The organism is Burkholderia sp. RF4-BP95 (genome assembly GCF_001521985.1).
Lineage (GTDB): Bacteria > Pseudomonadota > Gammaproteobacteria > Burkholderiales > Burkholderiaceae > Burkholderia > Burkholderia diffusa.
Window position 1 is genome coordinate 201,775 of sequence record NZ_LOSX01000008.1, and the last position, 13,157, is coordinate 214,931.

Annotated in this window: 14 protein-coding genes; 3 read left to right on the top strand and 11 right to left on the bottom strand. The window is 69.7% G+C overall.

Annotated features, from left to right (window positions below; all coding sequences use genetic code 11):
* Positions 1–92 precede the first annotated feature (92 nt).
* The 3 genes from thiL to WS46_RS01420 are packed head-to-tail and all read left to right on the top strand — an operon-like array spanning position 93 to position 2,191.
* Positions 93–1,127: a thiamine-phosphate kinase gene (thiL, locus tag WS46_RS01410; RefSeq protein ID WP_156437185.1), complete on the top strand. Its 1,035-nt coding sequence runs from the start codon at positions 93–95 to the stop codon at positions 1,125–1,127.
* A complete protein-coding gene (locus WS46_RS01415; protein ID WP_059689091.1) occupies positions 1,117–1,659 on the top strand; it encodes a phosphatidylglycerophosphatase A in 543 nt (180 codons plus the stop codon). Before thiL ends, WS46_RS01415 begins: the two co-directional genes overlap by 11 nt.
* Positions 1,660–1,690: 31 nt before the next feature.
* Positions 1,691–2,191: a CinA family protein gene (locus WS46_RS01420; RefSeq protein WP_059689092.1), complete on the top strand. Its 501-nt coding sequence runs from the start codon at positions 1,691–1,693 to the stop codon at positions 2,189–2,191.
* Positions 2,192–2,366: 175 nt separating this feature from the next.
* Here WS46_RS01420 and pyrF read toward each other — a convergent pair whose 3' ends face one another.
* The 11 genes from pyrF to WS46_RS01475 all read right to left on the bottom strand — a co-directional run bounded on the left by pyrF (position 2,367) and on the right by WS46_RS01475 (position 13,151).
* Positions 2,367–3,194, bottom strand: coding sequence for an orotidine-5'-phosphate decarboxylase (pyrF, locus tag WS46_RS01425; protein ID WP_059535255.1), 828 nt, complete (start codon positions 3,192–3,194; stop codon positions 2,367–2,369).
* A gap of 39 nt (positions 3,195–3,233) precedes the next feature.
* Positions 3,234–4,298, bottom strand: coding sequence for an aldose 1-epimerase (locus WS46_RS01430; protein ID WP_059689093.1), 1,065 nt, complete (start codon positions 4,296–4,298; stop codon positions 3,234–3,236).
* Positions 4,299–4,372: 74 nt separating this feature from the next.
* A complete protein-coding gene (locus WS46_RS01435; protein WP_059689094.1) occupies positions 4,373–5,188 on the bottom strand; it encodes an SDR family NAD(P)-dependent oxidoreductase in 816 nt (271 codons plus the stop codon).
* A 23-nt stretch (positions 5,189–5,211) separates the two neighbouring features.
* Positions 5,212–6,228, bottom strand: coding sequence for an L-arabinose ABC transporter permease AraH (araH, locus tag WS46_RS01440; protein WP_059465359.1), 1,017 nt, complete (start codon positions 6,226–6,228; stop codon positions 5,212–5,214).
* Positions 6,229–6,308: 80 nt separating this feature from the next.
* Positions 6,309–7,829 (bottom strand): L-arabinose ABC transporter ATP-binding protein AraG, encoded by a 1,521-nt coding sequence (gene araG / locus WS46_RS01445; protein ID WP_059535249.1) that lies wholly within the window; start codon positions 7,827–7,829, stop codon positions 6,309–6,311.
* A 67-nt stretch (positions 7,830–7,896) separates the two neighbouring features.
* A complete protein-coding gene (locus WS46_RS01450; RefSeq protein ID WP_059535248.1) occupies positions 7,897–8,892 on the bottom strand; it encodes an arabinose ABC transporter substrate-binding protein in 996 nt (331 codons plus the stop codon).
* Positions 8,893–8,994: 102 nt separating this feature from the next.
* Positions 8,995–9,774: an SDR family oxidoreductase gene (locus WS46_RS01455; RefSeq protein ID WP_059689135.1), complete on the bottom strand. Its 780-nt coding sequence runs from the start codon at positions 9,772–9,774 to the stop codon at positions 8,995–8,997.
* Positions 9,774–10,451: a 2-dehydro-3-deoxy-6-phosphogalactonate aldolase gene (locus tag WS46_RS01460; protein ID WP_059689095.1), complete on the bottom strand. Its 678-nt coding sequence runs from the start codon at positions 10,449–10,451 to the stop codon at positions 9,774–9,776. Before WS46_RS01460 ends, WS46_RS01455 begins: the two co-directional genes overlap by 1 nt.
* A gap of 22 nt (positions 10,452–10,473) precedes the next feature.
* Complete coding sequence (locus WS46_RS01465) at positions 10,474–11,499, bottom strand: 2-dehydro-3-deoxygalactonokinase (protein ID WP_059535244.1); 1,026 nt, start codon at positions 11,497–11,499, stop codon at positions 10,474–10,476.
* Positions 11,496–12,395, bottom strand: a complete 900-nt coding sequence (locus WS46_RS01470; protein ID WP_059465354.1) for an IclR family transcriptional regulator — start codon at positions 12,393–12,395, stop codon at positions 11,496–11,498. The genes WS46_RS01465 and WS46_RS01470 overlap by 4 nt, the downstream gene beginning before the upstream one ends.
* A gap of 351 nt (positions 12,396–12,746) precedes the next feature.
* The gene (locus WS46_RS01475; protein WP_059535242.1) at positions 12,747–13,151 is read right to left on the bottom strand and encodes a hypothetical protein; all 405 of its coding nucleotides are present in this window, start codon (positions 13,149–13,151) and stop codon (positions 12,747–12,749) included.
* Between the last annotated feature and the right edge of the window lie 6 nt (positions 13,152–13,157).

Below are 13,157 nucleotides of genomic sequence, written 5' to 3' on the forward strand. Positions count from 1 at the left end.
CAATCGAAGGCCGCCAGACCGGCGATTCGGGTGCAACAGCCGCGACAAAAATGTACTGAACGGTGCAGGAACGGCGCCGTTCGCTGCGTACAATGCCGTTCCCTTCACCGCTTCCGGGTTCGTCCGCCGTGCCAGCCGCCTTGTCCGAGTTTTCGCTGATCGATCGCTTCTTCGCGCGCCGCGCGGCCCGGGGGGCGCGTGCGTCGACGCTCGGCATCGGCGATGATTGCGCGCTGATCGCGCCTCGATCCGGCAAATTGCTGGCCATTTCGACGGACATGCTGGTCGAGGGCCGCCATTTCTTCCCCGATGTCGCGCCCGACGCGCTCGGCCACAAGACGCTCGCGGTCAACCTGTCGGATCTCGCGGCGATGGGCGCCGAGCCGCGCGCGTTCACGCTCGCGTGCGCGCTGCCGCGCGCCGACGCGGCGTGGCTCGAGGCGTTCAGCAACGGGCTGTTCGCGCTCGCCGAGCGGTTCGGCTGCGAACTGATCGGCGGCGACACGACGAGCGGGCCGCTGAACCTGTGCGTGACCGTGTTCGGCGAAGTCTCGCCGGACGCGGCGCTGCGGCGCGACGCCGCGCGCGACGGCGACGACGTCTGGGTGTCCGGCACGCTCGGCGACGCCCGCGCGGGGCTCGGGCTCGCGCGCGGCGAATGGACCGCCGGCGCGAACGAAGCCGCCGCGTTCCGGCAGGCGCTCGAGCGTCCCGAGCCGCGCATCGCGCTCGGGCTTGCGCTCGCCGGCGTCGCGCACGCGGCGCTGGACATCTCGGACGGCCTCGCCGGCGACTTGCAGCACATCCTGACCCGCTCGAACGTGCGCGCCGAGATCGACGCGGACGCGGTGCCGCGCTCGGCCGCGCTCGCGACGCTGCCGCCCGACGTGCAGCGACGCTGCACGCTCGCCGGCGGCGACGATTACGAACTGTGCTTCACCGCGCCGGCCGCGGCCCGCGCGGCGATCGAGGCAGCGGGCGCGAGCGCCGGCGTTCGGGTGACGCGAGTCGGTACAATACACGCGTTGTCCTCGCCGTCGGAGCAGCCCGCGATCGCGTGGCGCGACGCCGCCGGCGCCCCCCTGACTCTCACGTTGCACGGTTTCGACCACTTCCATGCAGACTGATCCGACCGCGCAATCCGCGGCCGCGCCCGGCGCCGCCCGACACGTGCCGCAGCGCGCCACCGCGCGCTTCATGCTGTCGCACCCGGCGCACATCGTGTCGCTCGGCTTCGGCAGCGGGCTCGCGCCGTTCATGCCCGGCACGTTCGGCTCGCTGTTCGGCTGGCTCACGTTCGTGGTGTTCAACCGCTACCTGACGGTGCCCGAATGGTGGGCGCTGATCGCGGTTGGTTTCGCGGCGGGCACGTGGATCACCGGTTTCACCGCGCGGAAGATGGGCACGTCCGATCCGGGCGCCGTCGTCTGGGACGAAATCGTCGCGATCTGGCTCGTGATGCTGTTCGTCACGCCCGCGACCTTCATCGGCCAGTTGTGGGCGTTCGTCGTGTTCCGCTTCTTCGACATGCTCAAGCCGCCGCCGATCCGCTATTTCGACCGTCGCGTGAAAGGCGGGCTCGGCATCATGGTCGACGACCTGATCGCCACGTTCATGACGCTGCTCGTGATCGCGTTCTGGCGCTCCGTCGTCGGCTGACCGATTTCCCGACTCCCGTTTCCCGACGCGCATGCCAACCGATTCCGTCGTCCATCAGCTTGCGATCCGCGCAGGCAACAAGCTGCGTGACGAGCACCTGTCGCTCGCCACCGCCGAATCCTGCACGGGCGGCATGATCGCCGCCGCGATCACCGACATCTCCGGCAGCAGCCAGTGGTTCGAGCGCGGCTTCGTCACCTACTCGAACCAGTCGAAGATCGACATGATCGGCGTGCCGTCCGACCTGATCGAGAAACACGGCGCCGTCAGCGAGCCGGTCGCGCGCGCGATGGCCGAAGGCGCGCTGCGCAACAGCCGCGCGCAGGTCGCGCTGTCCGTCACCGGCATCGCCGGCCCGGCGGGCGGCAGCGAGAAGAAGCCGGTCGGCACCGTGTCGTTCGCGTGGAGCAACCGGCTGCATACCGACGTCGAGACCCTCGTGTTCAAGGGCGACCGCGAGCAGATCCGCACGCAGGCGGCCACGCATGCGCTGCGCGGACTGCTGAAGCTGCTCGACGAACGCGAACGCTGATTCGCCGGCGCAGCGGCAGGGGCGGCCTCCGCCCGTGCCCGCCAGCCGGATCGCGTCGTGCTTCGCGACGCTCCCGTTCTAGTCCGCCGTGACCGGCAGGCCGGGCGCGTCCTGCCGCGCGGCCCGCGGATGCGGGCTTGGCGGTGAAAGGCCGCCCAGACGGGCGGCCCGTGTTTCAGCGATACGCGTTGATCGTATCGCGCGTCTTCTGCGCGGCGAGCGCGGCGGCTTCGGCGAAATCCTCGCCCTTGCTCGCGTACAGGATCGCGCGCGACGAGTTGATCATCATCCCGGTGCCGTCGGCGGTGCGGCCCGCATTGACGGTCGCCTGCACGTCGCCGCCCTGCGCGCCGATGCCGGGGATCAGGAGCGGCATGTCGCCGACGATCCCGCGCACGATCTCGATTTCCTTCGGGAACGTCGCGCCAACCACCAGGCCGAGCTGGCCGTTCTTCGCATTCCACTTGTTCGCCGCGAGGTCGGCCACGACCTGGTACAGCGGCCGGCCGTTGGTGTCGAGGAACTGCAGGTCCGACCCGCCCGGGTTCGACGTGCGGCACAGCACGATCACGCCCTTGCCTTCATGCTCGAAGTACGGCTCCACCGAGTCGTAGCCCATGTACGGGTTCACGGTGACCGCGTCCGCGCGATAGCGCTCGAACGCCTCGCGCGCGTACTGCTCGGCCGTGCTGCCGATGTCGCCGCGCTTCGCGTCGAGGATCACGGGCAGGCCCGGATGCTGGAGGTGGATGTGCGCGATCAGGCGCTCGAGCTGATCTTCCGCGCGATGCGCGGCGAAGTACGCGATCTGCGGCTTGAACGCGCTCGCATACTGCGCGGTCGCGTCGACGATCTGCCGGCAGAATTCGAAGATCGCGTCGGGCTGGCCGTCGAACTGCACGGGAAAGCGCGACGGCTCGGGATCGAGGCCGACGCACAGCAGCGAATTCGTGCGCTGCCACGCGGCGCGCAGCGATTCGATGAAAGTAAGCGGGGAAGACATGGCGGATACTCGCGGCAAACCGTTGGTAGACCGCGTATTTTACCCGCGTCGCCGGTGTCCTTCGCGCGCGGCGGCGTCGATGCGCGCATCGGACCGTTCGACGGTGAACGCGAAACGCCGCGTGAACCGCTCGCCCGGTGCGAGCAGCGTCATCCCGTGCGCGGCCGCGCCGCCCGGCAGGTTCACCGCATTGATCGGATGATCGACCGGCTCGAAGCAGAAGAAATGCTCGCCGGGCGGCGTATAGAGCACGTACGAATCGGCGTCGGCCGCGATCGTCAGCAACAGCCCGCGGCGCGGCCAGCTTACCGTCGCGTGGCCGCCCCAGCCGGTAAACGCATGATTGACGAGCGTCGCCGGCAACGGATACGCGACGCCGAACTGCCAGGCCGGCGGCACGCTCACGTGCCGCACCGGCAGAAAATCCGTGCCCGACAGCCACAGGCCGCCCGCGGCCGCGGCCAGCTCGGTCGCGTCGTCGCGCACGAGGAACGGATGCAGGCCGAGCCCGAACGGCAGCCGTGCACGCCCCGCGTTTTCGATCGTCAGCGCGATCGACAGCGTCGTGTCGTCGAGCGCGAACGACTGGATCGCGCGAAACGCGTACGGCGCGCCGCTCGCGCGATCGAGCGACAGCTGCAGCGTCGTGTCGGTCGCGTCGTCCACCTGCCACGGCGCGAGCCAGCCGTCGCCGTGAATCGGCAGCGGCTCGTCGCGGCGGTTGCGCGGCACCGCGACGCTGCGTCCGTCGCATTCGAAGCGGCCGTTGCCGATCCGGTTCGAGTACGGCAGCAGCGGATAGCACGCGAGCGCGTTCGGATCCGTCGCCGTTTCCGGGTGCTCGCACCGCCGGAACACCGGCACCAGCGCGCCGTGGTCGCCGCGCCAGTCGAAGCGCGCGATGCCGCCGCCCAGGTGCGGCAGCACGTCGAGCCGCAGCGACGCGTTCGACAGCGTGACGGCCGCCGCATGCGCGGCGCCGACGCCCTGCGCGAACGCGGCGGTCTGCGGGCCGGCGCTGACCGGCTGCGCGGCGGCAGCCAGGCGCGCGCGGCGCGACTGGCTCGTGGACGACGACGATGCGCGCGAGGACGTGGCGGTCATGGTGAGCTCCTTTCCTTCGTCGATGAAGCGATACGGGTCGTCGCGCGGTGCCGCGCGAACGCGAACCTCGGCAATCAGGCCCAGCCGCCGTCGACCACCACGTCCTGCGCGGTAATCATCCGGCTGTCGTCGGCCGCGAGAAACAGCGCCATGCGCGCGAGATCGTCCGGCAGCAGCTCGGCGTCGATGCACTGGCCGGCCTTGATCGCCGCGCGGCCCGCGTCGTCGAGCCACAGCCTGCGCTGCTTGTCGGTCATCACCCAGCCGGGCACCAGCGAATTCACGCGGATCCCGAACGGGCCGAGATCGCGCGCGAGCCCGCGCGTGAGGCCCTGCACGGCCGCCTTCGCCATCACGTAGACGGGGTAGCCGCCGTTCTTCAGCATCCAGCTGATCGAACCGAGATTGACGATCGCGCCGCCGCCGCGCTTCTTCATGTCGTCGATCACCGCCTGCGCGGCGAAGAACTGATGGCGCAGGTTCACCGCGATGCCCGCGTCGAACGATTCGGGCGTCACGTCGCCGATCGCGTGGCGCGTGTCGTTCGCCGCGTTGTTCACGAGCACCGCGATCGCGCCGATGCGCGCGCGGATCGCGTCGATCGCATGGCGCAGCGCGTCGATGTCGGTCAGATCGCACGGGATGAACAGCGGCGCGTGGCGCACGTCCGGCGCCTGCGCGAGGTTTTCCGCAAGCGCCTGGCCCGCGTGCGCGTCGAGATCGACGAACGCCACGCGCGCGCCCTGCCGCGCGAAGTGCTCGACGAACGCCGCGCCGATTCCGGTCGCGCCGCCCGTGATCAGCACCGCGCGATCCTCCAGGCTCGGGTAGCGCGCATAGCGCGCGTCGCTCGCGGCGCGCGGATCCTGCGCGGAAGTTTCGTTGGTCATGCGAATCGTCTCCGTGGAATCGGTCAGTCGCGTACGCCGCGGTTCTTCAACTGGTCGAGCAGCACGGCCGCGAGCAGGATCGCGCCGCGCACCAGGTACTGGTAGAACGCGTCGATGTTCAGCAGGTTCATCACGTTCTCGACGGTGCCCATGATCAGCACGCCGATCACGACGCCCGAGATCGTCGCGCGGCCGCCCATCAGCGACACGCCGCCGAGCACGCACGCGGAGATCACGTTCAGCTCGAAGCCCTGCGCCGCGTTCGGCTGGCCCGACGTGATGCGCGATGCGAGGATCACGCCCGCGAGCGCCGTCACCGCGCCCTGGATCAGGAAGATGTACACGCGCGTGCGTTCGACGTTGATCCCCGCGAGGCGCGACGCCTCGGGATTGCCGCCGATCGCGAGCGTGTTGCGGCCGTACACGGTCTGGTTCAGCAACACGCCGAACACGATGAAGCACATGAGCGTGACCCAGATCGGCAGCGAGACGCCGAAGAGCGACAGCCCGCCGAGCGCGATGAACGTATCCGACGACACGCCGACCGCCTGCCCCTTCGACACGATGAAGCCGAGCCCGCGCACGATTTCCATCGTCGCGAGCGTCGTGATCAGCGCGTTGATGCGCAGGTACGCGATCACCGCGCCGTTCACGAAGCCGATCGCCGCCCCGGCCGCGACCGCCGCGACGATCGCGACGAACGTGTTGTCGGTCGCATTCAGCACCATCGCGCACAGCACGCCCGAGAACGCGACGGTCGAGCCGATCGACAGGTCGAAGTCGCGCGAGGCCAGACAGAACATCATCGTGCACGCGACCATCCCGATCTGCGAGATCGACAGCGCGAGGCCGAGCATGTTGTCGATCGAGAAGAAGTGATCGACCGTCAGCGACATCGTCACGAACATCACCGCGAAGATCGCGATCAGGCTGTATTCGGTGAGGTGCTGCCACCACTTCTGGCGGTCGCTCTGCTGGGGGACCAGCGCGTCGGCCGACGGCTTCACGGCTGCGCTGGCGAGGTTTTCCCTGACTTGCATCGTTGTGTCTCCTGCTCCTGCATCGCGCGGCCCGCGCCGCGCTTGATCGATTCGAATGTCGTGCGCCGCCCGTGGCGACCTCACGCTGCGTCAGCCGCCTCGACGACGCTCGTCTGCGGCAGCGCGAGGCTCAGCACCGCATGCTCGTTCGCCTGCTCGCGCGGCAGCTCGCCCGCGATGCGGCCTTCACGCATCACGACGATGCGGTCGGACACGCCGAGCACTTCCGGCAGTTCCGACGACACCATCACGATCGCGCAGCCGCGCTCCGCGAGCCGGTAGATCACATCGTAGATCTCGTGCTTCGCGCCGACGTCGATGCCGCGCGTCGGCTCGTCGAGGATCACGACCTTGAGGTCGGGCTCCGCGAGCCAGCGCGACAGGATCGCCTTCTGCTGGTTGCCGCCGGACAGGAAGCGGATCTTCTGCCGCCGGTTCGGCGTCTTGATCTTCAGCCGTTGGATGAAGCGGTCGGCCGTTTCGCTTTCGGTCTTGCGGTCGATGAACAGGCCCGCGCGCAGCGAATGGCGGCGGCAGCTGATGTTGATGTTCTCCGCGACCGACGCCATCGCGATGATCCCTTCCTCCTTGCGGTCTTCCGGGCACAGCACGATGCCGTGACGGATCGCGTCGCCGGTGCGCTTCACGTCGATGCGCTTGCCGTCGAGCGTCAGCGCGCCCGCGCGCCGGCGGTCCGCGCCGTACACGAGCCGCATCAGTTCGCTGCGCCCCGCGCCGACCAGCCCGAAGAAGCCGACGATCTCGCCCGCGCGCACCGAGAAGCTCGCGGGTTCGCGCAACGCGGGGCCGTCGACGCCTTCGGCCGAAAACCGCACGTCGCCGAGCGCACGCGGCGCGTAGTGATAAATGTCCGCGATCTCGCGCCCGACCATCTCGGCGACCAGCCGCTCGCGCGGCACGTCGGCGAGCGATTCGTGCGACGCGATCTTGCGCCCGTCGCGAAAGATCGTGCACGCATCGCACAGCCGGTAGATCTCGTCCATCCGGTGCGAGATGTAGATCAGCGCGCGGCCCTGCGCGCGCAGGTCGTCGACGAGCTTGAACAGCACCTCGGTCTCGCGATGCGACAGCGAGCTCGTCGGTTCGTCGAGCGCGATCACGCGCGCGTTGCGCATCAGCGCCTTGCAGATCTCGACCATCTGCCGCTGCGCGATCGACAGCCGCCCGAGTTTCGCGTCGGGATCGAGATCGACGCCCATCGCGGCAAGCCGCTCGCGCACATGGCGCTTCGCCTCGCCCTTCCTCACCCAGCCGAGCGCATTCGGCAGGCGGCCGAGCAGCAGGTTCTCCGCGACCGTCAGGTCGGGCACGTACTGCAACTCCTGGTGAATCACCGCAATGCCGGCCGCGATCGACGCGGCCGCACTCGAAAAATGCACGGGCTGGCCGTCGACCAGCACGCTGCCCGCATCGGGCTGGTATTCGCCGCCGAGAATCTTCAGCAGCGTCGACTTGCCCGCGCCGTTCTCGCCCATCAGGCCATGCACCTCGCCCGCGTGCACGTCGAACGAGATGCCGTCGAGTGCGCGCACGCCGGGAAATACCTTGCCGATATTGTCAAAACGCAGTGCCGCTGACACGTCGTCTCCCTGCTTCCAGTTCCATCGATCGCCGGCCGCCGCATCGCCGCGGCAGCCGGCGGGCCGCTTACTTCGATGCGAGCCCCATCTCCTCGCGCACCTTCGACACGTTGTCGCGCGTCGCGAGCATGCCCGTCGTCAGCGTCAGCGCCGGCGGTGCCTTGCCCTGCGTGATCCACGCGTACATCAGGTCCGAGGTTTCCTCGCCGTGGCGCTTCGGGCTGATGATCACGGTGCCGTAGAAGCCCGTCGGCTGCGGCTTCTTGAACTCGTTGAGCGCCGAATCGGAACCGCCGATACCGATGCCGATCATGTTGTCCGCCTTGAAGCCGCGTCCTTCCGCCGCGCGCACCGCGCCGAGCACGGCCTCGTCGTTCAGGCCGTACGCGACCCAGTGCTTGAACTGCGGGTTCTTGGTGAGCGCGATGTTCGCCGCGTTGAACGCGTTCTCGGTGTCGGTCTTCGCCTGCGGCGCCGCGATCACGTTCGCCTTCGGGAAGCCGGCCGCCACCAGCGCGTCGGTCGCGCCGCTCGTGCGGTCGTGCGCGGTCGGCAGCTGCTCGTAGGTGATGTCGATCGCGCCGACGTCCTTCATGTCCCAGCCGCGCTTCTTGATCTCGGCCGCGATGCCGTCGCCGACCTGCTTGCCGATGTTGTACGCGGAGATCCCCATGTGCGGCACCGCATCGATCGGCTTGCCCGCGCCGTCGACGAGGCGGTCGTCGACCGTCATCATCTTCAGGTTGTGCGACTTCGCCTTCGCGACGATGCCCGGCCCGAGCTTCACGTCGGGCGTGCAGATGATGAAGCCCTGCGCCTTCTGCGCGGACAGGTTGTCGATCGCGCTCATCACCTTCTCGCCCGACGGCGCGCCGATCTTCACGAGCGTGAAGCCCTTGTTCTTCGCCGCGATCTCGGCGAACTTCCACTCGTCCTGGAACCACGGCTCTTCCGGCTGCTTCACTAGGAAGCCGATCTTGACCGGGTCGGCCGCATGCGCGACCGGGCTGCCGATCACCACTGCCGCCGCGGCGGCCAGCGTTACGAAGGTTCTGCGTTTCATCTCCAGTGTCTCCTTGTCTTCATCGAACGGAATGCAGCCGCTTGTTGGTTTCGACGCAGCGTGCGCGCGGCCGTCGCACGTGCGGTCTGTCGAATCGTTGCGTCAGTCGTGGTACAGCGCCGCGCGCCCGCCGTCGACGGTGATGCACGCGGCATTGATGAACGGCGCCTCGTCGGACGCGAGGAACACGGCCGTCATCGCGACTTCCTCCGGCTTGCCGATCCGCTTCATCGGCTGCAGCGCGAGCGTCTCGGCGCGCGCCGCGGCCGGGTCGGCCTGCGCGTCCCACCAGTCGCGCGTGAGCTGCGTCTCGATGTAGCCGGGCGCGATCGCGTTCACGCGCACGTTGCGCGCCGCGTATTCGATGCCCAGCGCACGCGTGAGGCCCAGCACGCCGTGCTTCGCGACCGGGTACGGAAAGCAGCCCGGGATGATCCGGAACGCATGCGTCGACGCGATGTTCACGATGCTGCCGCGACCGCGTTCGACCATCCCCGGCAGCGCCGCGCGGCAGCCGTGCCACACGCCGTCGAGGTCGACCGCGAAGCAGCGGCGCCAGTCTTCGTCCGTCATCGTCAGCGGATCGGCGAATACGTTGATGCCGGCGTTGTTCACCAGCACGTCGAGCGGGCCGAATGCGGCCTCGGTCTGCGCGAGCGCGTCGCGCACCGAATCCTGCCGCGTGACGTCCGCATGCAGCGGCAGCACGCGCGCGCCGTCGATGTCGTCGGCGATCGCCGCGGCCGTGCGCTGCGCTTGCGGGAAGTCGAGGTCGACGAGCGCGACGGCCGCGCCCTCGCGCGCGAACGCCCGCGCGATCGCGGCGCCGATTCCGCGGCCCGCGCCCGTCACCATCGCGACCTTGCCCGCGAGACGTCCCATCATGCGGCTCCGCCGCGCGCCGCGCGCAGGCCGGCCTGGAACGCGCGCGCGTTCGCCGCGGTCTCGTTCGCCGACTGGCCGGGCCGGTACAGCGCCGACCCGAGCCCGAAGCCGTCGGCGCCGGCCGCGAGGAACGGCTGCATGTTGTCCGGGGAAATTCCGCCGACCGGAATCAGCGGCACCGCGCGGTCGATCACCGCGCGCCATGCCTTCACGACGGCCACGCCGAGCTGCTCGGCCGGGAACATCTTCAGCACGTCGGCGCCGTTCGCGAGCGCGGCGAACGCCTCGGTCGGCGTCGCGACGCCCGGTGCGCTCGCGAGCCCGCGCTCGCGTGCACGGCGGATCACGGCCGCGTCGCTGTGCGGCATCACGATCAGCGTGCCGCCCGCGTCCTGCACGCGGTCGACATGCTCGGCGCGCAGCACGGTGCCGGCGCCGACGATCATGTCGTCGGGCAGCGCGCGGCGCAGCGCGGCGATGCTGCCGAACGGATCCGGCGAGTTGAGCGGCACCTCGACGATCCGGAAGCCCGCTTCGTGCAGCGCAAGGCCGTGGTCGGCCGCTTCGGCGGGTGTGATGCCGCGCATGATCGCGATCAGCGGACACGCGTCGAACGCGCGCATCAGCGCGGCGTGCGGCGTGTACGGTGCGGGCAACGTAAGGTCGGACGACATCGACAGTTCCTCTTCAATCGGTTCACTGGTCGGCGCAGACGGGCTCGCCGTCCGCGCGCACGAGCCCGGCGCGCGACGCGATCCACCACAAGCCGCGCTCCGTCGCCTGCGCGACGACACGCGCGTGCGTGCAGCCGAACACGCTCAACGCGTCGACGTAGCGCGCGCACAATCCGTCGTCGCCGATCAGCAGCAGCGGCTGGTTCGCGAGCGCGACGCCGCGTTCCGCGAGCATCGCGTCGAGCGCGTTCAGCTCATGGCCGATCAGCAGGCCGGACAGGTAATCGCCCTGCGCATCGGGCGCGAGCCGGTCGGTCAGGCCGAGCGTGCGCGTGCTGAAGATCGTCGCGAGCAGCCCCGCGCGCTGCGCGCCGCGGGCCACCGCGACACCGCGCGCGAATGCTGCGCGGTCGGGCGATTCGCTCGCGCGCATCGTGCGGCCGAGGATCGTGTGATCGCGCAGCGCCGCGAACAACTCGCCGGTCATGAAGGTCTGGAAGCGCTCGATGAGCCCGTCCTTCACCCATGCCCATTTCGCATGCGTGCCCGGCAAGCCGATCAGTACGCCTGAACGATCTGCATCAAGCATGGGATCGTTCGCGAGTGCGCCGAATATCTGCGTTTCTTCGCCGCGCATCACGTCGGGCAAGTCGCCCGTCGCGATCACGCCCGGCACGATCGACACCGTCGTGCCGCGCGACGTCGTCACCGTGACGAGCCCCGCGACGAGCGCGTCGGCGCCGGCCGGCACCTGGACGTACGGCGCCTCGCGCCAGCCCTGCGCGCTGCCGACCATCCCCGCTGCCAGCACCGGCACGCCCGGCGCGCGGTCGAGCCAGTCGCCGCAGGCTTCCTCGAACACGACGTCGAACGCACGCGCGCCGCCGGCCGGCACGTGCATCACGCCCGCGGCACGGCTGCGCGTGTCGAGCAGCGCCCCGTGCGCGTCGAACAGATACGCGCGCAGCGACGTCGTGCCCCAGTCGAGCGCGATCAGCGACGGTGCGGCGCAGGAGGCGTCCGGAGCGGTCCGGGTCGAATTGGTCATCGTTTGATCCTGCGGGTACCCTGCGGCGGGCTCCAGCCCAGTTCCGCGGAAATGGCTCGCGCTTCGCGCTGCACGAGCGGAATCAGTTCGTCCATCCGGTCGTGCGGCATGTACGGAATCGTGCTCGCGACCGATACGGCCGCGACGATCGCGCCCGACGCGTCACGGATCGGCGCGGCCACGCAGCGGATCGACGCCTCGTTTTCCTCGAGGTCGAACGTGTAGCCGCCGGCCGCGTAATGCGCCATGCGCTGCAGGAACGCGCTCGTCTCGGGCCGGTTGTCCGGCTTGAAGTTGACGCCGGCCAGCGCGCGCCGCGCGGCTTCGAACAACGAGCGCCACAGGTCCGGATCGAGGTCGAGCATCATCGCCTTGCCGATACCGGTCGACGCGAGCGGCATCCGGTGGCCGACACGCGAGCGCATCTCGAGGCCGCGCGTGCCGGGGATCTTGTCGATGTACAGCACGTCGTCGCCGTCGCGCACGCCGAGGTGGATCGTGTCGAGCGTCGCTTCGGCGAGTGCCTCGAGGTGCGGCCGCGCGACCGCCGTGAGCGGCATCTGCTCGAGCGCGATCGTGCCGAGCTCGATCAGCTTCGGGCCGAGCAGGTAGCCGCCCTGCACCTGGCGCAGGTAGCGCGCCTGCACGAGGCTGCTGACGAGACGGTGCGTCGTGCTGCGCGTCGTGCCGAGCGCGGCGCCGATCGCACGCATGTCGCGCGCGCCGTTCGCGATCGCTTCGAGGATCGCGAGACCGCGCAACAGCGTCTGCGTGCCGGCCTGCTGCGCGGCGAGGTCGAGCGGCGTGCTGGTCGCGCCGATGGTGTCGGTGAGCGGCGCATCGTCCGGCGTCGCGCGCCGGGCGTCGAGAGCAAGGGAATCGGGCATCTTGGTCATGGAACGTGCTTCTTCAGCGGAATCGGTGAAGCCGCTGTCGCGACGCCGGAACGAGGTCGGGCGTCGCGGCAACGCGGCGGTCGATGCACCGAGGAAAGCGCCCGGCGAACTTCATGGAATGTGTCTCCGTGTGCGTCGGGCGCCGCGCGATGCGTGGGTCCGAAGCTGTCGATGTGCTTCGGATTGTAGGAGCGCACGCATTCGCCTCCAATATTTGAATGCGTTGTCCATATAATGAGAAAAACCGGCAAAGTGCTGCGGCGGCCGTCGCGAAACGGCCGCGCCATGCGCACGGGGGCGGAACCCGACACGTCGCGGGTTCCGCCCCCGTGTTGGTCACGCGCGCCGCGCTTACTGCTGGTTCGTGCTGCGCGCCTGCATGTAGCGCTGCACGTCGGAGAACGACACGCGACCGCTACCGCTCGCGTCGATCTGCCGGAAGTGATTCGCGACATAGCCGAGGCCGGCCGCGCGCGCCTGCGCTTCGGTGATCGAGCCGGTGTTCTGCGTATCGGCCGCGCCGAACTGCCGCGCGAGCTTGCGCACCACCTGCGCGTGCAGCGCGGCGCCCGTCGTCTGCGTGCCGGCGGTCGGCTTGCGCGCGGCCGGCGGCACGTACGGATCGCCGAGCTGCGCCTGGCGCGCGCGCGCCGGGGTGGCGGCGTCGCTCGCCTGCGCGAACGCGGACACCGATGCGGATGCTGCAACGCCGGCGCACGCGAGCGCGGCGGCAACGACGATGAAACGTTTCTTCATGTCAGG

Coding starts and splice junctions, on each gene's coding strand:
- thiL (WP_156437185.1), top strand. CDS start 93: ATGCCGTTCCCTTCACCGCTTCCGGGTTCGTCCGCCGTGCCAGCCGCC.
- WS46_RS01475 (WP_059535242.1), bottom strand. CDS start 13,151: ATGAAGAAACGTTTCATCGTCGTTGCCGCCGCGCTCGCGTGCGCCGGC.
- WS46_RS01465 (WP_059535244.1), bottom strand. CDS start 11,499: ATGACCAATTCGACCCGGACCGCTCCGGACGCCTCCTGCGCCGCACCG.
- WS46_RS01415 (WP_059689091.1), top strand. CDS start 1,117: ATGCAGACTGATCCGACCGCGCAATCCGCGGCCGCGCCCGGCGCCGCC.
- WS46_RS01460 (WP_059689095.1), bottom strand. CDS start 10,451: ATGTCGTCCGACCTTACGTTGCCCGCACCGTACACGCCGCACGCCGCG.
- WS46_RS01455 (WP_059689135.1), bottom strand. CDS start 9,774: ATGGGACGTCTCGCGGGCAAGGTCGCGATGGTGACGGGCGCGGGCCGC.
- WS46_RS01430 (WP_059689093.1), bottom strand. CDS start 4,298: ATGACCGCCACGTCCTCGCGCGCATCGTCGTCGTCCACGAGCCAGTCG.
- WS46_RS01470 (WP_059465354.1), bottom strand. CDS start 12,395: ATGACCAAGATGCCCGATTCCCTTGCTCTCGACGCCCGGCGCGCGACG.
- araH (WP_059465359.1), bottom strand. CDS start 6,228: ATGCAAGTCAGGGAAAACCTCGCCAGCGCAGCCGTGAAGCCGTCGGCC.
- WS46_RS01435 (WP_059689094.1), bottom strand. CDS start 5,188: ATGACCAACGAAACTTCCGCGCAGGATCCGCGCGCCGCGAGCGACGCG.
- WS46_RS01420 (WP_059689092.1), top strand. CDS start 1,691: ATGCCAACCGATTCCGTCGTCCATCAGCTTGCGATCCGCGCAGGCAAC.
- WS46_RS01450 (WP_059535248.1), bottom strand. CDS start 8,892: ATGAAACGCAGAACCTTCGTAACGCTGGCCGCCGCGGCGGCAGTGGTG.
- pyrF (WP_059535255.1), bottom strand. CDS start 3,194: ATGTCTTCCCCGCTTACTTTCATCGAATCGCTGCGCGCCGCGTGGCAG.